This is a genomic window from Pseudorhodoplanes sp., assembly GCF_050250235.1.
In the GTDB taxonomy this organism is placed as follows: Bacteria; Pseudomonadota; Alphaproteobacteria; order Rhizobiales; family Xanthobacteraceae; genus Pseudorhodoplanes.
This window is the reverse complement of sequence record NZ_JBFWPA010000052.1, coordinates 1-19,995: the sequence shown is the minus strand read 5'-3', so window position 1 is coordinate 19,995 and position 19,995 is coordinate 1. Positions and strand designations below refer to the sequence as shown.

General features: G+C 64.6%; 23 protein-coding genes. 8 read left to right on the top strand and 15 right to left on the bottom strand.

Annotated elements, in window-relative coordinates; genetic code table 11:
- Nucleotides 1–114: 114 nt before the first annotated feature.
- Nucleotides 115–1,116, top strand: a complete 1,002-nt coding sequence (cydB, locus tag AB7F49_RS21270; protein WP_428526014.1) for a cytochrome d ubiquinol oxidase subunit II — start codon at nucleotides 115–117, stop codon at nucleotides 1,114–1,116.
- A 44-nt stretch (nucleotides 1,117–1,160) separates the two neighbouring features.
- Here cydB and AB7F49_RS21265 read toward each other — a convergent pair whose 3' ends face one another.
- From AB7F49_RS21265 to AB7F49_RS21250, 4 genes are all read right to left on the bottom strand, one after another.
- Nucleotides 1,161–2,708 carry a glycosyltransferase family 39 protein gene (locus AB7F49_RS21265; RefSeq protein ID WP_428526012.1) on the bottom strand — a complete coding sequence of 516 codons (1,548 nt, stop codon included), beginning with the start codon at nucleotides 2,706–2,708 and terminating at the stop codon, nucleotides 1,161–1,163.
- Between the two features lie 53 nt (nucleotides 2,709–2,761).
- Nucleotides 2,762–3,463 carry a ribonuclease HII gene (locus AB7F49_RS21260; RefSeq protein ID WP_428526010.1) on the bottom strand — a complete coding sequence of 234 codons (702 nt, stop codon included), beginning with the start codon at nucleotides 3,461–3,463 and terminating at the stop codon, nucleotides 2,762–2,764.
- 40 nt (nucleotides 3,464–3,503) lie between these two features.
- Nucleotides 3,504–3,944, bottom strand: a complete 441-nt coding sequence (locus AB7F49_RS21255; protein ID WP_428526008.1) for a VOC family protein — start codon at nucleotides 3,942–3,944, stop codon at nucleotides 3,504–3,506.
- 117 nt (nucleotides 3,945–4,061) lie between these two features.
- Nucleotides 4,062–5,249 (bottom strand): PA0069 family radical SAM protein, encoded by a 1,188-nt coding sequence (locus AB7F49_RS21250; RefSeq protein ID WP_428526006.1) that lies wholly within the window; start codon nucleotides 5,247–5,249, stop codon nucleotides 4,062–4,064.
- 152 nt (nucleotides 5,250–5,401) lie between these two features.
- Between AB7F49_RS21250 and AB7F49_RS21245 the strand changes: the two genes are divergently transcribed.
- From AB7F49_RS21245 to AB7F49_RS21235, 3 genes are all read left to right on the top strand, one after another.
- Nucleotides 5,402–5,986, top strand: coding sequence for a glycosyltransferase (locus tag AB7F49_RS21245; RefSeq protein WP_428526004.1), 585 nt, complete (start codon nucleotides 5,402–5,404; stop codon nucleotides 5,984–5,986).
- 46 nt (nucleotides 5,987–6,032) lie between these two features.
- Nucleotides 6,033–6,971, top strand: coding sequence for a bifunctional helix-turn-helix transcriptional regulator/GNAT family N-acetyltransferase (locus AB7F49_RS21240; RefSeq protein WP_428526002.1), 939 nt, complete (start codon nucleotides 6,033–6,035; stop codon nucleotides 6,969–6,971).
- Between the two features lie 140 nt (nucleotides 6,972–7,111).
- Nucleotides 7,112–7,906 carry an SDR family NAD(P)-dependent oxidoreductase gene (locus AB7F49_RS21235; RefSeq protein ID WP_428526000.1) on the top strand — a complete coding sequence of 265 codons (795 nt, stop codon included), beginning with the start codon at nucleotides 7,112–7,114 and terminating at the stop codon, nucleotides 7,904–7,906.
- A gap of 32 nt (nucleotides 7,907–7,938) precedes the next feature.
- Here the strand turns inward: AB7F49_RS21235 and AB7F49_RS21230 are convergent, their stop codons facing one another.
- From AB7F49_RS21230 to ypfJ, 3 genes are all read right to left on the bottom strand, one after another.
- A complete protein-coding gene (locus AB7F49_RS21230; protein WP_428525998.1) occupies nucleotides 7,939–8,781 on the bottom strand; it encodes a phytanoyl-CoA dioxygenase family protein in 843 nt (280 codons plus the stop codon).
- A gap of 29 nt (nucleotides 8,782–8,810) precedes the next feature.
- Nucleotides 8,811–9,374, bottom strand: coding sequence for a molybdenum cofactor biosynthesis protein B (gene moaB, locus AB7F49_RS21225; protein WP_428525996.1), 564 nt, complete (start codon nucleotides 9,372–9,374; stop codon nucleotides 8,811–8,813).
- A gap of 112 nt (nucleotides 9,375–9,486) precedes the next feature.
- Complete coding sequence (gene ypfJ, locus AB7F49_RS21220) at nucleotides 9,487–10,401, bottom strand: KPN_02809 family neutral zinc metallopeptidase (RefSeq protein WP_428525994.1); 915 nt, start codon at nucleotides 10,399–10,401, stop codon at nucleotides 9,487–9,489.
- A gap of 233 nt (nucleotides 10,402–10,634) precedes the next feature.
- On the opposite strand from ypfJ, the gene AB7F49_RS21215 reads away from it, so the two are divergent.
- The gene (locus AB7F49_RS21215; protein ID WP_428525992.1) at nucleotides 10,635–11,765 is read left to right on the top strand and encodes a site-specific DNA-methyltransferase; all 1,131 of its coding nucleotides are present in this window, start codon (nucleotides 10,635–10,637) and stop codon (nucleotides 11,763–11,765) included.
- On the opposite strand, the gene AB7F49_RS21210 is transcribed toward AB7F49_RS21215, so the two are convergent.
- The 7 genes from AB7F49_RS21210 to AB7F49_RS21180 form a co-directional block, all read right to left on the bottom strand.
- Complete coding sequence (locus AB7F49_RS21210) at nucleotides 11,762–12,760, bottom strand: phosphonate dehydrogenase (RefSeq protein WP_428525990.1); 999 nt, start codon at nucleotides 12,758–12,760, stop codon at nucleotides 11,762–11,764. The two genes, AB7F49_RS21215 and AB7F49_RS21210, sit on opposite strands and share 4 nt — an antisense overlap.
- The gene (phnE, locus tag AB7F49_RS21205) at nucleotides 12,757–13,563 is read right to left on the bottom strand and encodes a phosphonate ABC transporter, permease protein PhnE (RefSeq protein WP_428525988.1); all 807 of its coding nucleotides are present in this window, start codon (nucleotides 13,561–13,563) and stop codon (nucleotides 12,757–12,759) included. The genes AB7F49_RS21210 and phnE overlap by 4 nt, the downstream gene beginning before the upstream one ends.
- A complete protein-coding gene (gene phnD / locus AB7F49_RS21200) occupies nucleotides 13,563–14,432 on the bottom strand; it encodes a phosphate/phosphite/phosphonate ABC transporter substrate-binding protein (RefSeq protein WP_428525986.1) in 870 nt (289 codons plus the stop codon). Before phnD ends, phnE begins: the two co-directional genes overlap by 1 nt.
- The gene (gene phnC, locus AB7F49_RS21195) at nucleotides 14,429–15,217 is read right to left on the bottom strand and encodes a phosphonate ABC transporter ATP-binding protein (protein WP_428525984.1); all 789 of its coding nucleotides are present in this window, start codon (nucleotides 15,215–15,217) and stop codon (nucleotides 14,429–14,431) included. Before phnC ends, phnD begins: the two co-directional genes overlap by 4 nt.
- A gap of 187 nt (nucleotides 15,218–15,404) precedes the next feature.
- Nucleotides 15,405–16,643 carry a PLP-dependent aminotransferase family protein gene (locus AB7F49_RS21190; RefSeq protein ID WP_428525982.1) on the bottom strand — a complete coding sequence of 413 codons (1,239 nt, stop codon included), beginning with the start codon at nucleotides 16,641–16,643 and terminating at the stop codon, nucleotides 15,405–15,407.
- 69 nt (nucleotides 16,644–16,712) lie between these two features.
- Nucleotides 16,713–17,141 carry a DoxX family protein gene (locus AB7F49_RS21185; RefSeq protein WP_428525978.1) on the bottom strand — a complete coding sequence of 143 codons (429 nt, stop codon included), beginning with the start codon at nucleotides 17,139–17,141 and terminating at the stop codon, nucleotides 16,713–16,715.
- Nucleotides 17,142–17,206: 65 nt separating this feature from the next.
- Complete coding sequence (locus AB7F49_RS21180) at nucleotides 17,207–17,557, bottom strand: RidA family protein (protein WP_428525976.1); 351 nt, start codon at nucleotides 17,555–17,557, stop codon at nucleotides 17,207–17,209.
- Nucleotides 17,558–17,746: 189 nt separating this feature from the next.
- Here AB7F49_RS21180 and AB7F49_RS21175 point away from each other — a divergent pair, with 189 nt between their 5' ends.
- The 3 genes from AB7F49_RS21175 (at nucleotide 17,747) to AB7F49_RS21165 (ending at nucleotide 19,335) form a co-directional block, all read left to right on the top strand.
- Complete coding sequence (locus AB7F49_RS21175) at nucleotides 17,747–18,343, top strand: HdeD family acid-resistance protein (RefSeq protein ID WP_428525974.1); 597 nt, start codon at nucleotides 17,747–17,749, stop codon at nucleotides 18,341–18,343.
- 117 nt (nucleotides 18,344–18,460) lie between these two features.
- The gene (locus tag AB7F49_RS21170; protein ID WP_428525972.1) at nucleotides 18,461–19,036 is read left to right on the top strand and encodes a ferritin-like domain-containing protein; all 576 of its coding nucleotides are present in this window, start codon (nucleotides 18,461–18,463) and stop codon (nucleotides 19,034–19,036) included.
- Between the two features lie 68 nt (nucleotides 19,037–19,104).
- Nucleotides 19,105–19,335 (top strand): DUF3551 domain-containing protein, encoded by a 231-nt coding sequence (locus tag AB7F49_RS21165; RefSeq protein ID WP_428525970.1) that lies wholly within the window; start codon nucleotides 19,105–19,107, stop codon nucleotides 19,333–19,335.
- Nucleotides 19,336–19,419: 84 nt separating this feature from the next.
- On the opposite strand, the gene AB7F49_RS21160 is transcribed toward AB7F49_RS21165, so the two are convergent.
- Complete coding sequence (locus AB7F49_RS21160; protein WP_428525968.1) at nucleotides 19,420–19,953, bottom strand: response regulator; 534 nt, start codon at nucleotides 19,951–19,953, stop codon at nucleotides 19,420–19,422.
- Nucleotides 19,954–19,995 lie beyond the last annotated feature (42 nt).

Here is a 19,995-nt window from a genome sequence, read left to right as displayed (position 1 = left end):
ACTTCAAATCGAAAGCGGCACTGGAATTTTAAGTTTGCTCGTGTCCTTCGAATCCGAAGGCCGCACGCGAGCAAACCGCAGCTTCAAGCGGCCTTCGGATTCGGGACACTAGCCATGGAATGGTATCTTCCCGTCATCTGGGCCGGCCTGATCGGCACCGCGGTCGCGATGTATGTCATCCTCGACGGGTTTGACCTCGGGCTCGGCATCCTGTTTCCGTTCGCACGCAACGAAACGCAGCGCGACCAGATGATGCGCTCGATCGCGCCGTTCTGGGACGGCAACGAGACCTGGCTGGTGCTCGGCGGCGGCGGATTATGGGTGGCGTTCCCGGTCGCCTATGCCGTCATCATGCCGGCGATGTATCTGCCGGTGATTGTCATGCTGCTGGCCCTCGTATTCCGCGGTGTCGCCTTCGAGTTTCGAATCGTCTCGAAGAGCAAGGTGTGGTGGAATTTCGCCTTTACCCTCGGCTCGCTGCTCGCGGCCTTTTCGCAGGGCGTGATTCTCGGCGGTCTCATACAGGGCATCAGGGTCGAGAACGGGCAATTCGCCGGCGGGCATTTCGACTGGGCGACGCCCTTCTCGATCCTGTGCGGCCTGGCGCTGGTTGCAGGCTATGCACTGCTCGGCGCCACCTGGCTGATCATGAAAACCGAAGGAGAGGTGGCCGAACGGGGGCGCCGGCAAGCCAAGGTCCTGCTGTTCGTGGTGCTCGGATTCATGGCGCTGGTCTCGATCTATACGCCCTATGCATTCGAGCGGATCGCCGATCGCTGGTTCTCGCTGCCGAATTTCTATTATCTGTGGCCGGTGCCGCTGGTGACTGCGCTGGTGGCGTTCCTGCTGTGGCGCTGGATCGACAGGAAGCACGACGCGCTACCGTTCTTCGCGTGCATCGCGCTGTTCCTGCTCGGCTATCTTGGGCTCGTGATTTCGAGCTATCCATATCTCGTGCCGCCGTCACTGACCGTATGGGATACGGCGGCCGCGCCCGCGAGCCAGATATTCATGCTGATCGGCACCGTGTTCCTGCTGCCGATCATCCTCGGCTACATCATCTTCATCTACTGGATCTTCCGCGGCAAGGTGAAGGAAGGCGAAGCGTATCACTGACGGAGCGCATCGCGGCCATTGAGGCGTCGCGCGATCGGCGCCGGTCACTGCGGCGCCGGGGTGACGGTCTGAGGCCGCGCGACACCCCAGCCGATCCGCAACGCCGGCGCCCGTCCAGGCAGCATGCGATCGAACGCCCGCGGCACCTCCGGCACCAGTTCGGGGAATTGCGCCTTGATCTCCGGCGGCGGCGTGCCGGCGCTGTCGGTCGCCCGCCAGAGCACCACCGCGCCTTTTTCCGCCGCTTCCTGACGGGTGGCCAGTGCCGGTTTGCCCGATTGTGGACCGTGATGGACGCGCGGGCGGCTCGATGAAGCGGCGGAGACGAGCCCGGCGAGGCGCGGGTCGCCGGCCACGATTTCCAGCTTGCGCCCGGTGCGCCGCTCGAAATTGTCGGTGAAGAATTTCGCAATGTCGTCGGCCGGTTGCGCCACCTTGAGATCGACCGCAAGGATCGACGGGAGCAGCAGCGCGCCCGCGGCGACCAGCACAGGCGGCACCAGCAGCAGGCTGATCCACGCGATGGTCAGGATGCGCTGGTGATGCAGCATGACGGTGTCGCCGGCCGCGATCACGATCGCGAGCCCGGACAGGATCAGCAGCGGTGGAATGCCGGAAAGGCCAGATTTGCCGGAAATCACCGCGAACGCGGTGACCACGATCAGCGGCGCCAGCGCGAACGTATAGATCAGGCTGCGCGCGAATGGATCGGCTGCCTGACCCGTCACAGCGGCGGCCTCGACCCTCTTGGTGCGCGCGAGATTGCTCGCCAGCGCCACCAGGATGCCGGCGCCGGCATGTGCGACCGCCACCAGGGCGAGCAGGCGCGCCCAGGCGATGATGTTCTGATCGACCGCCTCGAAGTTGCGCAGACGGTCGAGATTCGGGGTGAATCCGAAACCGTATTGCTGAATGAGAGCGATGCTCGGGAGAGTCATGCAGGCGACGGTGATCGCGGCCATGCCGGCTGCGGCATTGGCGGCGGCCCGGCGGGCGCGCGCGCTTATGAGCACGAAGCCGACCACGATCGCGAGCAGCAGCAGCGCAAGATGCGAGGTGAGCAGCAACAGCCAGAAATCGAAGGCAAGGGCCAGCCAGTACAGCTGCTTGTTCTCGCCGGTCGCCCGCCACAGATGCAGGATGGCGAGGGCCCAGAACGGCATCATCAGAATATCGGGCCCGAAATCCGGAGAGCCGATCGTGAACACCGAAATTCCCGCCATCAGCAGGACGGCCAGGACCGCATGGCGCTCCCCGACCGTCGCGCGGCCGAGCTGGAACACCGCCCAATACGTCGCGATGATGCACAGCTGCGAAAGCAGGTATGGGCCGAACATGTGTCCGCCGGTCGCCCGCAATGCAATCTCCGCGAGCCAGAAGGCGAGCGGTGGGCCAAGTTCCGACCCGAATTTCAACTCGCGCCCTACCGCGAGCACGTCGACGAGTTCGCCGGGCGGCGCCGAATAGAACAGCGTCGGAACCAGCAGCCAGAGCAGCGCCTGCGACAGGGTCGCGAGCCAGAAGATCAGGCGCGGCCTGGTACGCAGGATTTCGATCGGCAGGGTGACTGTGAGCATGAATGCCGCTGGCATGAAGCCGGCTCTTCGCAGAGCCGGATGGGGCGGCAGAGATAAACCCGCGCGCGTCAGAGTGGCAACCCGAGAGCGGGGTCATCCGCGACGGGCGGTGCCCGGAGGCCGTCGGCGATCGCGACCGGCGAGAAGCTCCGGCGGTGGTGGATGGTCGGGCCGAGCCGCTGCAGTGCCGCGAAATGCTCCGGCACCGAATAGCCCATATGCCGCTCGAAGCCGTAGCCGGGATGGGCGGCGCCAATCTGCATCATCAGCCGGTCGCGCGTGACCTTGGCGACGATCGAAGCGGCCGCGATCGACAGGACCAGCGCATCGCCGGAGATCACCGGCTCGCAGTCGCACGGCACCTTGATGCGGTCGCGGCCGTCGACATAGACCAGCCTCGGCCGGCAGGGCAGCGCCGCGACCGCCTGCGCCAGCGCCCACAGCGAGGCCTGGAGGATATTGTCGCGGTCGATTCGTGCCGGCGAGGCGAAGGCGACAGCGACTTCTGCTGTCGCGCAGATGCGCCCATACAGCTTTTCGCGCTCCTGATGCGTCAGCTTCTTGGAATCGTTCAGTCCGCGTGGGATGCGCTGTGGGTCGAGCACGACCGCGGCGGCCACCACCGGACCGGCCAGCGGCCCGCGGCCGGCCTCGTCGCACCCCGCTACCGGCCAGATACCGCGCTTATAGGCCGTCCGCTCGCGCCGGAAGCTCGGGCGGATTATGTCCTCTTTCAGGGGCAGGCGGACCGGCGTCGCTTTCCGACTCATGCATGCGATGGTGAGCCGGTCCGGCGAGAAAGCGCAATCGCTAATCCGGCAAGGTCGGCCGCCCATCAGCCGACAGTGGAAACCGGGGATTGTGCGCGACCTCCCAGATATGCCCGTCCGGATCGGCGAAGTGGCCATGATAGCCGCCCCAGGCAGCCGTCTTCGCCGGAACCAGTTCGGTCGCACCGGCCTTCAGCGCCAGCGCCATCACGTCATTGACCTCGGTTTCGCTCGCGCAATTCCAGGCGAGCGATGATCCGCGGAAGGCGGACACCCTTGCCTGCGACGGGAAGCCGGCATCCTGCGCCAGTCCGCTCACCGAATAAAGCGACAGCGCCAGCGTGCCGGCATTGAAGAATGCGACCGTGTCTTGCGGCGCGCCGCGCACTTTTCGTTCAAAGCCCAGCGCCTCATAGAAACGCGCGGCACGGGGCACGTCGGTCACGCCGAGCGTGATCAGGCTGATATGGGCATGGGGCATGGGTTCCCGTTCTACTTCATTCCGGGGCACCGCGAAGCGGCGAACCCCGGGATCCGTGGTCTCGGTCGTGGTTGGGATTCCGGGCCCGCGCCGCTCGGGTGCGGCCCGGAATGACCGCTAAAACAAGCTCAGCTGCTCGCTTCCCTTTGCCGGCTTCTGGAAGTGCTCGGTGGTGAGCTTCGCCCTTTCGGTGTTCAGTCCGAGCCGCTTGCAAGCCGCCTCGAAGCGCCGCCCGATCAGCCAGGCATAGGGACCGTCGCCGCTCTGCCGCTTGCCCCAGCTCGAATCGTAGTCCTTGCCGCCTCGCATCTCGCGCACGAGTTTCATCACATGGCGGAAGCGATCCGGGTAATTCGCCATCAGCCATTCCTTGAACAGGTCGCGTACTTCGAGCGGCAGGCGCAGCATCACGTAGCCCGCACTCTGCACGCCCGCGAGCGCGACCGCATCGAGGATGCGCTCGATATCGGCATCGTTGATCGCCGGGATCACGGGCGCGATCATCGCTGCTGTCGGAATGCCGGCCTCCGACAATTGCCGCAACGCTTCGAGCCGCTTCGCAGGCGTTGAGGCTCGTGGCTCCATGGTGCGCGCCAGCTTTCCGTCAAGCGTGGTCACCGAAATCGCCACCTTGGCCAGGTTTCGCTTCGCCATGCGCGACAGGATGTCGATGTCGCGCGTCACCAAGGCCGACTTTGTCACGATCCCGACCGGGTGTCCGGCGCGCTCCAGCACTTCGAGGATGCGGCGCATGATCTGGTATTGCTTCTCGATCGGCTGATAGGGATCGGTATTGGTGCCGATCGCGATGGTGCGCGGCGTGTAGCCGGGCGCGGCGAGTTCGCGCTCCAGAAGCAGCGGGGCGTCCGGCTTCATGAACAGCTTGGACTCGAAATCGAGCCCCGGTGACAGTCCGAGATAGGCGTGGGTCGGCCGCGCGAAGCAATAGACGCAGCCGTGCTCGCAGCCGCGATACGGATTGATCGAGCGGTCGAACGAGATGTCGGGCGAATCGTTGCGCGTGATGATCTTGCGCGTGGCGTCGACCTGGACATCCGTCCTGAATGGCGGCAATTCGTCGAGGCTCTGCCAGCCGTCATCGAAGGCGATGCGAGCGAGCGGCTCGTAGCGGCCGGAAGCGTTGGAAAGGGTTCCGCGGCCGCGCCGGCGCTGTCTGTCAACGCCGGCGCCAAGGAAGCCGGATTGGTCGGAAGTCCCGTCCGGGGCCTTCCTTGCAAAGTCACCCGCAGGCGCGGAGGGCACAGGCGCCGGCGGGTGTCTCAGGGCTGCGGAGGATCGTGCCATAGCGGATATCTAATGCGCGCGAACGAACAAAACAAGAACATAAACGAAGTTGATCGGAACGGCTGAATATCGTGGCATCAGTTCTGCACAGCCCCACCATCTGGGTTGGTTGAAACACTTCCAGACCAACCGGAGCTCACCCGTCCCGTTCCATGCTGAGTGTCATCATCCCCACCCACGAATCAGAGCGCGTACTCGTGCGGACGCTGGCCTGCCTCGTTCCCGGAGCCACGGCCGGGCTGATTCGGGAGGTAATATTGGCTGACGGCGGCTCAACCGATGAGACGGCTGAAGTCGGTGATGTCGCGGGGTGCCGCTTCCTGCCGCTCCCGGGACCGGTGGGGCCGCGGCTTGATTTCGCGGTCAGCTCCGCGCGCGGTGACTGGCTTCTGTTCGTGCCGGCAGGTTCGGTGCTGGAACCGGGCTGGGTAGCAGAGCTGCAGCAATTCATCGATCGTGCATCCGCGGGCCTTGCACCCACAGGCATTGCGGCGGCATTCAGCGATGCGCCGCCCCCCCAGGGCGAGGGCTCGATGCTGCGCGCCGTGCTCGCGGTCTGGCGAGCGCGTCGCAAGAGCCTTGCGCCCGGCCGCGGCCTGCTGATCAGCAAGGCTTCCCTGCGCGAGCTTGGCGGCTTCGGCAATCAGAACGACCCTGAAGCGGACGTGCTCCGCCGCATCGGCAAGCGGCGGTTGACGATGCTGCGGACCGGCATCGTCACGCCCTCCGATACTTGACTCCATCAAATAGATAGTTGACGTTGTCAAGTATCAGGGGTGACCCATGTCCATTGTGCCCGATTCCGGATTCGAGCAGCGTGTGGGCGCCGTGCGGCGGTTCGCACGCTTCTACACCCGCCGGATCGGCCTGCTCGACGAGGGGCTGCTCGAAAGTCCATTCTCGCTCACGCAGGCGCGCGTTCTTTACGAGCTGGCCCAGCAGCGCGAGTCCACGGCGACGGCTCTTGTTGCTGCGCTGAGTATCGATCACGGCTACCTCAGTCGTATCCTGCGCGCCTTCGAGGAGCGCGATCTGATCGCGCGACGGCGCAGCAAGGATGATGGCCGGCAGGCTGTGATTTCGCTGACCACTAGAGGCCACAAGGCCTTCGCCTCGCTCGACCATCGTTCCCAGCGCGAGACCGGCGGCCTGCTCAAGCATCTCGACGAGGCAGCCCAGGCGCGCGTGGTTGCGGCGATGGAGACGATCGAGCAGCTGATCGAGGCCGGCGCAACGGCGCAGCCGCACTGCACGATTCGGTCGCACCGACCCGGCGATATGGGCTGGGTGGTCCAGCGTCACGGCACGCTGTACGCGTCCGAGTATGGCTGGGGAACCCATATCGAGGCGATCACCGCCGAGATCGTCGGCAGCTTTCTGAAAAACTTCGATGCCGCTTGCGAGCATTGCTGGATCGCGGAGATGGACGGCGAGATCGTCGGTTCGGTCTTTCTCGTCAAGGAAAGCGAAGGCGTGGCCAGGCTGCGGCTCCTCATCGTCGATCCGAAGGCCCGCGGGCTTGGTCTTGGCCGCGAACTCGTCGAGCGGTGCATCGCGTTCGCGCGTGAGGCCGGCTACCGCAAGATCACGCTGTGGACCCATGGCATATTGACCGCGGCGCGCGCGATTTATCAGAAGACCGGCTTCCGGCTGGTCCGGCAATGGGTGCACGAGGATTTCGGCAAGCCCGAGCCGAGCGAGACCTGGGAATTGACGCTGTAGTCTCTGGACCTGGACTTTCGTCACCAGCTTGCGCGGTGCATGGCTCGTCTGCGCCCAATGTCACGGGCTCTTGAGCAGGGCGCCCTTCATCCGCCGCCGGGCCTCGCCATGTCCACCGTTTCAGCAATGGGCGAACAGAAATGAACATCGATCTGAGTGGCAAACATGCGGTCGTGACCGGCTCGACCGCAGGGATTGGCTTCGCGATTGCCAGGGGGCTCGCGAAATCGGGCGCCTCCGTGGTCATCAACGGACGTAGCGAGGCCAAGGTGGCCCAGGCGATCGACTCGCTGAAGAAGGAGGTCCCTTCCGCAACGGTCGACGGCGTGGCCGCTGATCTCGCGAGCGCGGAGGGCGTGAATGCCTTCGTGAAGCGCGTGAAGCAGGCCGACATTCTCGTCAACAATCTCGGCATCTTCGAGCCGAAGAATTTCGAGGACATTCCGGACGCGGACTGGTTGCGCTTCTTCGAGACCAACGTGATGAGCGGCATCCGCATGTCGCGTGCCTACATTCCCGGCATGAAAGCGAAGGACTGGGGCCGCATCGTCTTCATCTCGTCGGAGTCCGGCCTCAATATTCCGCTCGAGATGATCCATTACGGCATGACCAAGACCGCGCAGATCGCGGTCGCGCGCGGACTTGCGGAATCGCTGGCCGGCACCGGCATCACGGTGAATTCGGTGCTGCCCGGACCGACTCGCTCGGAAGGCGTGATCGAGTTCTTCGGCAAGATGGCGAAGGAGCAGGGGGTGTCTCACGCCCAGATGGAGAAGGATTTTATCGCGCAGCATCGCCCGACCTCGATCATCCGAAGGCTGGCCTCGGTGGATGAGGTCGCGAACATGGTGGTCTATGCCTGCTCGAAGGAGGCGTCGGCGACCACCGGCGCCGCCTTGCGCGTCGAGGGCGGGCTGCTGCGGAGTATCGGGTGACGCGCGGTCTCGTGCTCGGCATCAGCGCGTGCTTATGACCGCGCGATTACGTTGAAAGCAGAGGGAGGAAGGCGATTGATCGGCAAGTCGCGGTGCGTGCCTTCGTAGTCCGGCAGCAGACCGGAATAGCTGCACGCCAGGCCGCGATCCGCTTCCGCAATTGTCGGTAACGCCGGATGCTGAATCAGATGCGCCCTTATATCTGCCGGCAACGCGCACCAGTCGGGCGTGAACGACAGCAGAATGCAATCGCGCCGCTCGGCAGCGTCGTTCGCATGCGTGCCGTGCAACAGGCGGTAGTCGATCACGACGGCGTCGCCGGCCTCAACTGTCATCGTGATCTGGCCGGGACTGTCGACTGCGGCTGGATGCGTTGCCGGAAGCACGTCGGCGTCCGCCGCATGTGGCTCCGGCAAATGCTGGTGCAGCGGCGTATGTCTTAGGTGTGACCCCGGCAGCACGCGAAGCGCTCCGTTGGTGCTGGTGGTCTGCGTGAGGTAACACAGCACGGCAACTTGTGCGGCGCACGGGCGGAAACTGACAGGATGATCCCAGCACCACCAGTCCTGGTGCCAGGCCAATGCCGGACTGCGCGCAGGTTTGGTGGACAGATAGCCGGAAATCCATCGCAAGTCGCTCGCCGACACCGCGTTGCCGACCCGGCGCACCCGAGCGTTTGACGTCAGCATCCGCGCAACGATCTGGTCGTCCCAGCGCAACGGGTGCAGATCGTTCCCCGGACGGGAGGTGCAGGCTGCCTGCGGGGTGCGAAGTGCGTCAGAAATCAGATGGCCGGTTTCAGCGACTTCGCCGGGGTCGAGAAAACCGCGAAGTAACGCCCAGCCACTTGCTGCGAAGGAGACGTCGTCGGCCATCGTTCGCTCCGCCGGCATCGCGTGCCGGCCTACACCGTCGCGCCCTGCGCCTTCGGCCGGCGCAGATGCTCGTCGAGCCGCGGCATGATCTCGACGAAATTGCACGGCCGGTAGCGGTAGTCGAGCTGATGCACGAGGATGTCGTCCCAGGCATCCTTGCAGGCGCCGGGCGATCCCGGCAGGCAGAAGATATAGGTCGCGCCGGCGACGCCGGCGGTCGCCCGCGTCTGGATCGCGGACGTGCCGATCTTGGCGTGGCTGACCATCAGGAACAGCGTCGCGAAACCTTCCATGCGCTTCTCGAACATCGGTTCGAGTGCTTCCGGAGTCACGTCGCGGCCCGTGAAGCCGGTGCCACCCGTCGAGATCACCACGTCGATGCCGGGATCGGCGATCCAGCCTTTGACCTGTGCGCGGATGTTCTCGACGTCATCGGTCACGATCGCGCGCGCGGCAAGCTTGTGGCCGGCCGCCGCGATCCGCTCCGCCAGCGTCGTTCCGGACCTGTCGTCGGCCAGTTCGCGGGTGTCGGAGACGGTCAGCACCGCGATGTTGAGCGGGATGAAATCTCGGGATTGGTCGATGCCGGGCATGGGTTCCGTCATTCCGGGGCGCGAGCGAAGCGAGCGAGCCCGGAATCCATATTCGCGGTGGTGTTTATGGATTCCGGGTTCGCGAACTGCGTTCGCGCCCCGGAATGACCATCTATAGATTCGCCGTCTTGAACGTATCGCAGTCGGAGACCCGGCCGCTTTCCAGCCCGCGCTTGAACCAGCGGACGCGCTGTTCGGCGGATCCGTGCGTGAAGGAATCCGGCACCACCCGACCTTGCGTCTGCCGCTGGATGCGGTCGTCGCCGATCGCCGATGCGATGCCGATCGCGCCCTCGATGTCGCCCGGATCGATGAAGTCCTTCCGGCGCCGCGCGTGATTGGCCCAGACCCCGCCGAGGCAGTCGGCCTGCAATTCGACCCGCACCTGGATGTTGTTGGCCTGCGCCTTGCTGCCGGCGGCCCGCTGCATCTGCTGCACGCGCGGCAGGATACCGAGCAGGTTCTGTACGTGATGGCCGACCTCATGCGCGATCACATAAGCCTGCGCGAACTCGCATTGCTTGCCTTTGCAGGCACGGAACTTCTGCTCCATCTCCCGAAAGAAGGCGGTATCGAGAAAGATGCGCTTGTCCGGCGGGCAATAGAAGGGCCCCATCGCCGACTGTGCCATGCCGCAGGCGCCGGCTCCGGTCGCCCCCGAAAACAGCCGCAGCCGCGGCGCGCGATACTGCATGTTGTTCGCGCGGAAAATGTCCGACCACACGTCTTCGGTCGAGCCGACGACCGCGGCGACGAAATCGCCCTGTCGATCCTTCGGCGCGCCTTTCTGGGCGGGCGGGGCCTGCCGTTGCGTCTGCTGTCCGGGACCCTGAAATACCTCCGCGCCCCCGATCAGGATGCGTGGATCGATGCCGAGAAACCAGCCGATCAGGCCGAGAATGATGATGGTGCCGATGCCAAGTCCACGGCCCCCACCCGGCATCGGAAACCCGCCGCCGCCGCCAAATCCGCCCTCGCCGCGCACATCTTCGATGTTGTCGCTGCGGCGGAAGTCCTCCCAACGCATCCATCCCTCCTCGGTCACCGGCAGTCTTGCCGATCGCCAGGCATCCGTCCACGCCTGAGAACGCAAAAAACGATCGGACGTTTCGTTACCAAATGGTTGTTGTTCAGCGTAAGCGCCAGCCTGCAAAAGCCATTGCAATTTAAGGGGATTTTTACCTTGGGCCGGCAGTATCCGAAACGTCGGTTGTAGGTCCCGCGTCACCGGCCGCGTCGCCTGGGTCAGAGTTCTGAGTCATGGTAGAGTCGCGTCGCGGGGCGTCCAGACGGACGCCCCGTTTGACTCTCAGTCACAGTGAAGGCCCGCGCGTTCTGGTGGGCGACTGCGTCGCACAAATGGCGACGTTGCCGGCGGAGTGCGTCGACCTCGTCTTCGCCGATCCGCCCTATAACCTGCAATTGCAGAGCGATCTGAAGCGTCCCGACGATTCCAGGGTCGATGCCGTCACCGACGACTGGGACAAGTTCGGCTCCTTCAGGGAATATGACGACTTCACGCGCGCCTGGCTCGCCGCCTGCAAGCGCGTCATGAAGCCCTCCGCCACCCTCTGGGTAATCGGCTCCTATCACAATATCTTTCGCGTCGGCTCGATCCTGCAGGACCTCGGATTCTGGATCCTGAACGATGTGGTGTGGCGAAAGTCCAACCCGATGCCGAATTTTCGCGGCCGGCGCTTCACCAATGCCCACGAGACCATGATCTGGGCCGCGCGCGATCCCGGCGGCAAGGGCTACACCTTCAACTATGAAGCGCTGAAGGCCGGCAACGACGACGTGCAGATGCGCTCGGACTGGACCTTCCCGCTCTGCACCGGCGAGGAGCGCCTGAAAGGCCGCGACGGCAAGAAGCTGCATCCGACCCAGAAGCCGGAAGCCCTGCTTGCTCGCGTGATACTCGCAGCGTCGCGGCCGGACGATCTGGTGCTCGATCCCTTCAGCGGCACCGGGACCACCGGTGCTGTGGCCACCAAGCTCGGCCGCAGATTCATCGGCACCGAGCGCGATCCCGAATATGCCAGGGCCGCGATGAAGCGGATTGCCGCGATCGAACCGCTGGAGGCGCCGTCGATCGCACCTTTCATGACCGCGCGCGAGGCGCCACGGGTGCCGTTTACCGCACTGATCGAGCGCGGACTGATCGCGCCCGGGGTGAACCTTGTCGATTCGAAGAAGCGGCACAAGGTTCTGGTGCGCGCCGATGGCGCGGTCATGCTCGGCGAGAAGGTCGGCTCGATCCACCGCATGGGCGCGGTCGCGCAGGGACTGGAAGCCTGCAACGGCTGGACCTTCTGGCATGTCGAAACGCGGGGAGGGCTGACCTCGATCGACGATCTGCGCGCCAAGGTCCGCGCGGAGATGGAAGTCTAGCCCGTCCTCGCCAATGAAGCGGGCGCATTTATCGCGTCGCGCGGACGGTGGCCCTCCAGCGCGTCGGCGATGTTATCGACCGCGCGCATTTCTATGGCCTTGCGCACCTCCGTGACGGCAGAACCGAGATGCGGCGTGAACAGCGTGCGCGAATGCGTCCGCAGGCGTTCGTCGATCGCTTTCGGCCTCTCCGGCAGCGCCCAGTCCTCCATCTCGAATACATCGGCCGCATAGCCCCCGAGCTTGCCGGCTTCGAGCGCGGCAAGAACCGCGCTTTCATCGACCACCGAGCCGCGTCCGACATTGATCAGCAGCGTATCCGCGTTCATGCGCGCCAGCGCATCGGCGCCGATCAGATGCCGCGAACCCGGCGAGAGCGGCGCGCATAGAATGACGTAGTCCGAGGTTTCGAGCGCGCGATTGAGACCGACCTTGATCATGCCGGGCGGCACCTCGGCCACAGGATCGATGCCGAGCAACCGGCAGCCGAAGCCGGACAGCCGCTGCGCCACCGCGCGCCCGACCCGCCCCATGCCGACAATGGAGACGGTCGATCCGTCAAGCCCGGTCCCGTACAGCACCGGACGCCAGCCCTCGAAGGCGCCGGATCGCACCAGCGCGTCTCCGTCGCGGATGTTGCGGGCGAGGCCGATGGCGAGTCCGACCGCGAGTTCAGCCGTGGGCTCGGTCAGAAGATCGGGGACGATGCTGATCCAGATTCCCGCAGCATTGCACGCGTCCATGTCGAAATTGTCATAGCCCTTCAGTGCGCAGGCGACCGCGCGAAGCCGTTTGCAGCGCGCGAGAAAGGACGCGTCGATGCAGTCCGTCATGAAGGCAAGGATCGCGTCGGCCTGTTCCGCACGCCGGATGATCTGCTCGCGCGGCCATGGCATGCGGGTCTCGTTCGCATCGATGTCGCCGAGCAGGCTGAGCTGCTGCAGCGTCGTCTCATGCACCCAGTTGGTGACCAGAATCCGGGGCCGCATGGTCATTTCAATGCTTTGCGCAGCCGGGCTCCGATGCCGTCCACCACGATCACGCAGAGCAGGATGGTGATCAGGATGGCGGAGACCTGATCGTAACGGATGATGCGGAGCGCCGCGATCAGCTCGAAACCGATGCCACCGGCGCCGACGATGCCGAGGACCGCCGAGGCGCGGAAATGGTATTCCCAGCGATAAATCGTGATGTCGGCCAATTGCGGCAGGACCTGCGGCAGCACCGCGTGCGTGATCACCTGGAAACGGCTTGCGCCGGCCGCGCGTGCGGCTTCCAGCGGCCGCGGATCGACATGCTCGATCGCCTCTGCATAGAACTTGCCGACCATGCCGACCGAATGCAGCGCCAGCGCCAGTACGCCCGGCAGCGCGCCGAAACCGACGGCGGCAACGAAGATGATGCCCATGATGATTTCGGGCACCGAGCGCAAGGCGGCAAGCACGATGCGCGTCGCCTGATATACGGCGGCACTGGGCGACGTATTCGGCGCCGCGAAGAGTGCAAGCGGCAGCGAGATCGCCACCGCAAGCGCGGTCCCGGCGACCGACATTGCCAGCGTATCGATCAGCGGCTTGACCCAGTGCTGCCAGCGGGAAAAATCCGGCGGCACCATCTCGCTGAACAATTGCCCAAGAGCGGGCAGGCCTTCCATCAGACGCTGCGCGTCGAAAAAGCCGGTGATCCAGAGCGACGCGATGCAGGCGATGACAATGACGGCGACGAGACCGGCATGCCGCAACGCGGCACGCCGGTCTTCAGCGAGGATTGCGTCGTGACGGGCAGCGACGTCCGACATCAGCTCATCTTGCCGAGGTCGAGGTCGAGGATTTTCGCGGTCTCCCGAAGGATGTCGTAGGCCTTGTCGTCGGTTGGCGCGAAGCCCTCGACGCGGAACGACTTCAGGATTACCGGATCCTTCAGTTCGAGAAACGCCTTGCGGATATTGTCCTTCAATGCCGGCGAGAGGGCGCCCTGCATGGTCATCGGATAATTCGGGATCGGATCGGTGATCGCGAGCACCTTCAGCCTGGCGCCGTCGATGCTCTTGCGAGCCAGCAGCGCCTCGTAGATCGCCTTCGACAGCGCACCGGCCGGTACCTGGCCGTTCTGCACGGCGCGCGCCACGCCGTCATGCGTGCCGAGATGCACCGGCTTGTAGTCCTTGTTGCCGTCGAGGCCGTTCTTCAGGAGATGCGCGCGCGGGATCAGGTGGCTCGAAGTCGAGGCCTGATCGCCGTAGCCGAACGGCTTGCCCTTGATATCGGCGAGCGTCTTCACCGGCCCGTCGGCCTGCGCGACGATGATTGAATTGTAGGTTGGCGAGCCCTTCTCGATTCCGACCGCGAACGGCTCGATGCCCGGCGCCCTGGACTTTGCCAGCACATAGGAGAACGGACCGAAATAGCCGATCTCGATACGGCCAAAGCGCATCGCCTCGATCATCGAGGAATAGTCCGTGGTCACGATCAGCTCGATCTGCTTGCCGAGCGCCTTCTCGAGATACGTCTTGAGCGGCTGCGCCTGCTGGATCAGCGTGGCGGCATTTTCGTCGGGCAGCAGCGCAACGCGCAGCTTTGCCGGATCGCTGGTTTGCGAAAATGCGGCGGCTGGCGACAGCGCAAGCGCAGCGGCGGTTCCGTGCAGAAAGAAGCGGCGGTTGATCATGCGTAGGTTCCTGTCTTGAGTGGGAGGGGTTCGAAGTGATCGGTGGCTTCGGCGGGCTTCGTGCCGTAGATGCGGCTCACTTCCGTCTTGCCGAGCCTGGCGGCCGGGCCGTCGAACACCACCGCGCCCTGCGCGAGCCCGACGATTCGATCCGAATAGCGGCGGGCGAAATCAAGCTGATGCAGGCTGACGATGGCGGTGATGCCGTCGGATTTGCAGATGCCGTGCAGCAGCGAGAGCACACGGTCGGCGGTCGCAGGGTCGAGGCTTGCGACCGGCTCGTCGGCCAGGATCAGCGCCGGCTGCTGCACGATGGCACGAGAAATGCCGACACGCTGCTGCTGCCCGCCGGAGAGCTGGTCGGCGCGCCGCAAGGCAAAGTCGAGCAGTCCGACGCGTTCGATCGCTTCGAGGGCCCTGGTTTTCTCGGCACGCGCGGGGGGCAGCAGGGTGCGCAGCCCGGAATGAAAGCCGAGCCGGCCGGTCAGCACATTTTGCAGAACGCTGGAACGGCCGATCAACTGATGCTGCTGGAACACCATGCCAGTGCGGCGCCGGTGTGATTGAAGGGCGCGACGTGTCGTGAGGTCGCCGATGCCTTCAACGACGACCCGCCCGCCGGTCGGCGTGACAAGGCCGTTCAGCGCGCGGAGCAGCGTCGATTTTCCGGCGCCGGAAGCGCCGAGCAGGACCGTGAAGGCGCCGTCCTCGAAGCGGAGCGAGCACGGATGGAGTGCGCGCGTTCCGGACGAATAGGAGACTTCGAGATTCTCGGTTCGGATCATCTCGGACCTTGGCGGATGCTGCGATGCAAGATCGCCCGCTCGTACGGTCCCTGTATGAAGGTTGGGCGACGGCCCGGTGACAATTCACGGACGCTGGGATGAATCGGCAGGCAGGTTTGTCGCAGCTTCCCGGCATGGTCGCGGGCGGAGCCGCTGACGTCGCCAAGTGGTGCGGGTTCCGTCGTCGCTAGCGCCGGGCGGCCCGCCGCGCGACATTGCCGCTGCGTTCCGGGACGCCGAATTCCTTGCGGCAAATATCGGCGAGGATCGCGACCCCCTCGCGGATTTCGGATTCCGTCGGGCTCGCGAAGCACAGCCGCATCCGGCTCCGGCTGTGGGCGGCATCCGTCGACCATTCCGGCCCCGGATTGATTGCGACGCCGGCGGCGAGCGCGGATTGATAGAGCTTCATCGTGTCGACCTGATCCGGCAGCTTCACCCACAGGAAGATGCCGCCGGGCGGATCGTCGAATTCGGCCGCAGTGCCGAACTGCTCGTCGAGCGCGTCCATCAATGCCTCAAGCTTTTCGCGCAGGCCGCGCCGCAGTGCCGGCACATGCGAGGCGAAATGCGGCGTGCAATATTCCGCCAGCACCATCTGCTCCAGTGCGCCGGACCCGGCATCGACCTTCAGTGCGATCATGCGGGACAGAATCTGCCAGGGCGCGACGATGAAGCCGACACGCAGGGCCGGCGCGATGGACTTGGAGAACGAGCCGATATGGATGACGTTGCCGGCCCTGCTCATCGCATGCAGCGCGGGCGGACGCTCGCCGCTCCAGATCAGATCGGAATAGCAATCGTCCTCGAAGATCGGGACGCCGTATTCCTCTGCCAGCCCGAGCAGCTTTGTGCGGCGCTCCATCGGCAGGATGGTGCCGGTCGGATTCTGCACGGTCGGGATCGTGTAGATGTATTTCGGGCGGATGCCCTTCGCTTTCAGCGCCGCGAGCGTCTCCTCGAGCGCATCCATCCGCAGGCCGTCCCTGTCGAGCGGGACGCCAGCCACGTTGACGCCCGCCCGCGCATAGCGGTTCAGCATGCCCTGATAGGTGTCGCGTTCGACGATCACCGTATCGCCTTGCGCCAGCAGCGCGCCGTTGATCAGGTCGAAGGCCTGCAGTGATCCTGACACCAGCAGGATGTCGTCAGCCGTGCAGGCGATGCCGGCATCGCGCTTGAGCTTGGCGGCGAGAAACGTCCGCAGCGGGCGATAGCCTTGCGGTCCGTGAGCGACGCCATAATAGGCGAGGCTCCGGCCTTCGCGCCGCAGCACCGCGTCCGCTGCTGCCATCAGCCCGCCCAGCGGCACCTGCGCCGGATCGTTGTTGCCGCCGGTGAAATTGTATTTCGGCGAGCCTGTCCATTTCGCGGCAGGCGGCGGCGATCCGGGCGGCAGCAGCGGCGTGAAGTCGAAGGCGGCCATGTGGTTTCGCTCTCCCGGCGGCAAGGGCCGCGACGGTAGAAGGCGGATCGACAGGCCGCAAGCTCGCGCTCAGTTCCGCTTCGGTCCGTTGCCCGCGCCGCCGGTATGGCGCGACAGGATGCTGACCAGCATCAGCGCGCCGATCACCGTGATATGCTCGGTCGCGGTGTGGAACGCCTGCGTGGCCTTGGGTTCGGGCATCGACCAGAAATGGTGCACCAGCGGAATCGTCAGCAGCGTGAACACCGCCAGCGCGCCGGCGCCGAGCCAGGTCCAGCGATTGAGGATGATCAGCAGCGAGCCGCCGAGCTGGGTGACGATCGTCAGGATATTCATCAGCACCGGATTCGGCAGGTTGAACATCGCCATCTCGGCCACGCCCCCCTGGAAGTCGATGAGCTTGGCGAGGCCGCTCCCCCAGAATGCGAAGGTGAGCACGATGCGCGCCAGCACGGCGAACCAGGTCTGATCGAGCAGACGGACAAAGACGGTCGGCATTTGCGGTCTTCCGGAAAGTGGCAAGCGCGCCTTGCGCGCCTTGAATTGAATGCAAACGGCGAATGCTATTTCGCCGCCGTCACCATGATCTCGACGGTATATTGCGGCGCCGCCAGCCGGGCCTGCACGGTGGCGCGCGCCGGGGTATGGCCGGGCGAGACCCATGCGTCCCACACCGCGTTCATCTCGGCGAAGGTGTCCATGTTGGCGAGCCAGATATTGGCGGTGAGGAGCTTCGACTTGTCGGTGCCGGCTTTCGCCAGATAGCCGTCGATGGTCGCGAGAATTTCCCTGGTCTGATCGGTGACACTCTTGCCCCCGCTATTCTGCGCGACGATGCCGGCGAGATAGACCGTGTTGCCGTGGATGACGATTTGGCTCATCCGTGGCCCGACTTCGTGACGTTCGACTGTCATGGCGTTCCCCGTAATTCATGTCGCATTGCGGCAGCTTTCCTGCGACAGCAGAGTTGGAATTGCAACAGATCAAGTCACCGCTGGTGACGCTTTGTTAAAAAGCTTCGCAGCCTTGCTGCGATGGCATGTGTCGGCGCAAGCCGAATGCTGCTAGATTGCTCAAGTGAATCAACGGCGACGGAGGCGGCCATGCCTGTAGCGGCTTTTTCGGTAGACCCTGAAACCCTGCGAAAATTCAAGCTCTGGTTCAAGATTTACGGCGTGATCCTGATCCTGCTGGGGGCGGCATCGATCATCCTGCCCGGCATCGCGACTCTCGCCACCACCATCACGGTGGGCTGGCTGCTGATCGCCGGCGGCATTTTCGGGCTGATCTCGGTGTTCCAGTCCGGGTCGAGCTCGCCCGGTTTCTGGTGGAATCTCCTGACCGCGGTCGTTTGCGTGCTTGCGGGCGGCGTGATCCTGTTCAATCCGATCAGGGGCGTCCTGACGCTGACCATCATCCTTGCGGCCTATCTGCTGGCCACGGGGGTCACCAAGGGCATCATGGCCTTCCATTATCGCAACGCCATCCCGAAGGCCTGGGGCTGGATGCTGTTCTCGGCGCTGGTCGATATCGCGCTGGGCGTGATCATCTTTGCCGGGCTGCCAGGCAGCGCCATCTGGGTGCTCGGCCTCCTGGTCGGGATCAACCTGCTGTTCACCGGTGTGGCGCTGATCACCGCCGCGATCTATTGCGAGAGCGCCAATACGCCGCCGGCGCCGGCCGAGCCGGCCAAGGCCTGAGGCTTGCTGTCGTAACCTGTTGTCACACCCGGCGCGGCGCACAGTCGCGCCGGGAACTTGTCTTGCGCCCCGCTTCTTATTGATCTCGATCGAATGAACGCGAAGGGAGTCCCTGGCATGGGCTGGTTTTCCGAAGACATCGAGACGATGGAGCATCTGTTCGTCCATTCGCTGCAGGATATCTATTACGCCGAGCACCAGATCGAGAAGGCGCTGCCCGACATGGTCGAGAAGGCGTCCGACGCCGAGTTGAAGCGCGCCTTCCAGATGCATCTGCGCCAGACCAGGGCGCAGATCAAACGGCTCGATCGGGTTTTCAAGAAGATCAAGCGCACCCCGCAGGGCACCAAATGCCCGGCGATCGACGGCATCATCGAAGAAGCGAACGAGATCGTGGGCGATGTCGGCGACACCGTGGTTCTGAACGCGGCGCTGATCGCGGCCGCCCAGGCGGTCGAGCATTACGAGATCACCCGCTATGGCACGCTGACCGCATGGGCGAAGCTGCTCGGCTATGCTGACGTCGCGAAGCTTCTGTTCGACAATCTCAAGGAAGAGAAGGCGACCGACAAAAAGCTGACCGATATCGCCAAGCGCAAGATCAACAAGAAGGCGCTGGCGCGCCAGCCGAAGCCGCTGACCGTCGAGGAAAAGCTCGAAGAGGCGATGATCGGTATCCCGGTGATCGGGTAGGTTGTCACTCCGGGTTGCCTGCGCGGGAGGCGAACCCGGAATTCAGGGACGCGGAGAAAATCTTGCTGATGACCGGATTGGTGAAACAGGCGCTGCTGATGACTGCGATTGCGACAGCGGCGATCGCGGCGCTGCCCGACATCGCCGAAGCGCAGCGGCGATCGCGTCCGGAGACGAAATGGTGCCTGCGCGGGCCGAGCGGCGGTCAGTCCTGCGGCTATCACACGCTGGAGCAATGCCGGAAGGCAGCGTTTGGCACCGGCAGTTCCTGCATGCGCAATCCGCGCTTCGGCCGATGACCGCGTCGAGCGTGGCTCGCTGGGCTTTCGAGCCACTGGATCTGCGCCACCGCCCGGTCACACGGTAAGCGGGCTTGTGGCCCGTTATCGCCCCGCCTGCTTGATCGCCTTGTTGAGGGCGCGGGCCAAGGCGGTTTCGTTGTAGGGCTTGCGAATGGTGGGCGCCGCGAACGACTGCGGCACCATGATGTTGTCGCCGTAGCCGGTCGCGAACACGAACGGAATCTTCCTGCGGGTCAGTTCTTCCGCGACCGGCAACGAGGTCTCGGTGCCGAGGTTGACGTCCAGGACTGCAGCGTCAGGCTCGAAATTCGCAAGCTTGCGCAGCGCCTCGCCCGGCGAGGCTGCAGTCTCGATAGTAGCGGCGCCTTTGCCCGCAAGCATCATCTCGACGTCCATCGCGATCACGAGCTGATCCTCGACCAGCAGGAGCTTTAAACCGTCCAGCGTTTCGTGCGGTGCGTCGGTGATCGCCTCCGTGGTGCTGCGCCGCTCCGACTTCAAAGCATGCGTGATGTATTTGGCCGGAATCAAAAAGCGCGCGCTGACCCCGCCGGCGTCGAAGCTGATGTCGCTCTCTCCTCCGAGATCGTAAGGAATGCTGCGATTGATCAGCACCGATCCGAAGCCGTGCGATTAGGGCGGCCGGACCGCCGGGCC

What these genes read in the sequence shown, in the direction of transcription:
- cydB (WP_428526014.1), top strand. Translation starts at nt 115, where the DNA reads ATGGAATGGTATCTTCCCGTCATCTGGGCCGGCCTGATCGGCACCGCG.
- AB7F49_RS21265 (WP_428526012.1), bottom strand. Translation starts at nt 2,708, where the DNA reads ATGCCAGCGGCATTCATGCTCACAGTCACCCTGCCGATCGAAATCCTG.
- AB7F49_RS21260 (WP_428526010.1), bottom strand. Translation starts at nt 3,463, where the DNA reads ATGAGTCGGAAAGCGACGCCGGTCCGCCTGCCCCTGAAAGAGGACATA.
- AB7F49_RS21255 (WP_428526008.1), bottom strand. Translation starts at nt 3,944, where the DNA reads ATGCCCCATGCCCATATCAGCCTGATCACGCTCGGCGTGACCGACGTG.
- AB7F49_RS21250 (WP_428526006.1), bottom strand. Translation starts at nt 5,249, where the DNA reads ATGGCACGATCCTCCGCAGCCCTGAGACACCCGCCGGCGCCTGTGCCC.
- AB7F49_RS21245 (WP_428526004.1), top strand. Translation starts at nt 5,402, where the DNA reads ATGCTGAGTGTCATCATCCCCACCCACGAATCAGAGCGCGTACTCGTG.
- AB7F49_RS21240 (WP_428526002.1), top strand. Translation starts at nt 6,033, where the DNA reads ATGTCCATTGTGCCCGATTCCGGATTCGAGCAGCGTGTGGGCGCCGTG.
- AB7F49_RS21235 (WP_428526000.1), top strand. Translation starts at nt 7,112, where the DNA reads ATGAACATCGATCTGAGTGGCAAACATGCGGTCGTGACCGGCTCGACC.
- AB7F49_RS21230 (WP_428525998.1), bottom strand. Translation starts at nt 8,781, where the DNA reads ATGGCCGACGACGTCTCCTTCGCAGCAAGTGGCTGGGCGTTACTTCGC.
- moaB (WP_428525996.1), bottom strand. Translation starts at nt 9,374, where the DNA reads ATGCCCGGCATCGACCAATCCCGAGATTTCATCCCGCTCAACATCGCG.
- ypfJ (WP_428525994.1), bottom strand. Translation starts at nt 10,401, where the DNA reads ATGCGTTGGGAGGACTTCCGCCGCAGCGACAACATCGAAGATGTGCGC.
- AB7F49_RS21215 (WP_428525992.1), top strand. Translation starts at nt 10,635, where the DNA reads ATGGTAGAGTCGCGTCGCGGGGCGTCCAGACGGACGCCCCGTTTGACT.
- AB7F49_RS21210 (WP_428525990.1), bottom strand. Translation starts at nt 12,760, where the DNA reads ATGACCATGCGGCCCCGGATTCTGGTCACCAACTGGGTGCATGAGACG.
- phnE (WP_428525988.1), bottom strand. Translation starts at nt 13,563, where the DNA reads ATGTCGGACGTCGCTGCCCGTCACGACGCAATCCTCGCTGAAGACCGG.
- phnD (WP_428525986.1), bottom strand. Translation starts at nt 14,432, where the DNA reads ATGATCAACCGCCGCTTCTTTCTGCACGGAACCGCCGCTGCGCTTGCG.
- phnC (WP_428525984.1), bottom strand. Translation starts at nt 15,217, where the DNA reads ATGATCCGAACCGAGAATCTCGAAGTCTCCTATTCGTCCGGAACGCGC.
- AB7F49_RS21190 (WP_428525982.1), bottom strand. Translation starts at nt 16,643, where the DNA reads ATGGCCGCCTTCGACTTCACGCCGCTGCTGCCGCCCGGATCGCCGCCG.
- AB7F49_RS21185 (WP_428525978.1), bottom strand. Translation starts at nt 17,141, where the DNA reads ATGCCGACCGTCTTTGTCCGTCTGCTCGATCAGACCTGGTTCGCCGTG.
- AB7F49_RS21180 (WP_428525976.1), bottom strand. Translation starts at nt 17,557, where the DNA reads ATGACAGTCGAACGTCACGAAGTCGGGCCACGGATGAGCCAAATCGTC.
- AB7F49_RS21175 (WP_428525974.1), top strand. Translation starts at nt 17,747, where the DNA reads ATGCCTGTAGCGGCTTTTTCGGTAGACCCTGAAACCCTGCGAAAATTC.
- AB7F49_RS21170 (WP_428525972.1), top strand. Translation starts at nt 18,461, where the DNA reads ATGGGCTGGTTTTCCGAAGACATCGAGACGATGGAGCATCTGTTCGTC.
- AB7F49_RS21165 (WP_428525970.1), top strand. Translation starts at nt 19,105, where the DNA reads ATGACCGGATTGGTGAAACAGGCGCTGCTGATGACTGCGATTGCGACA.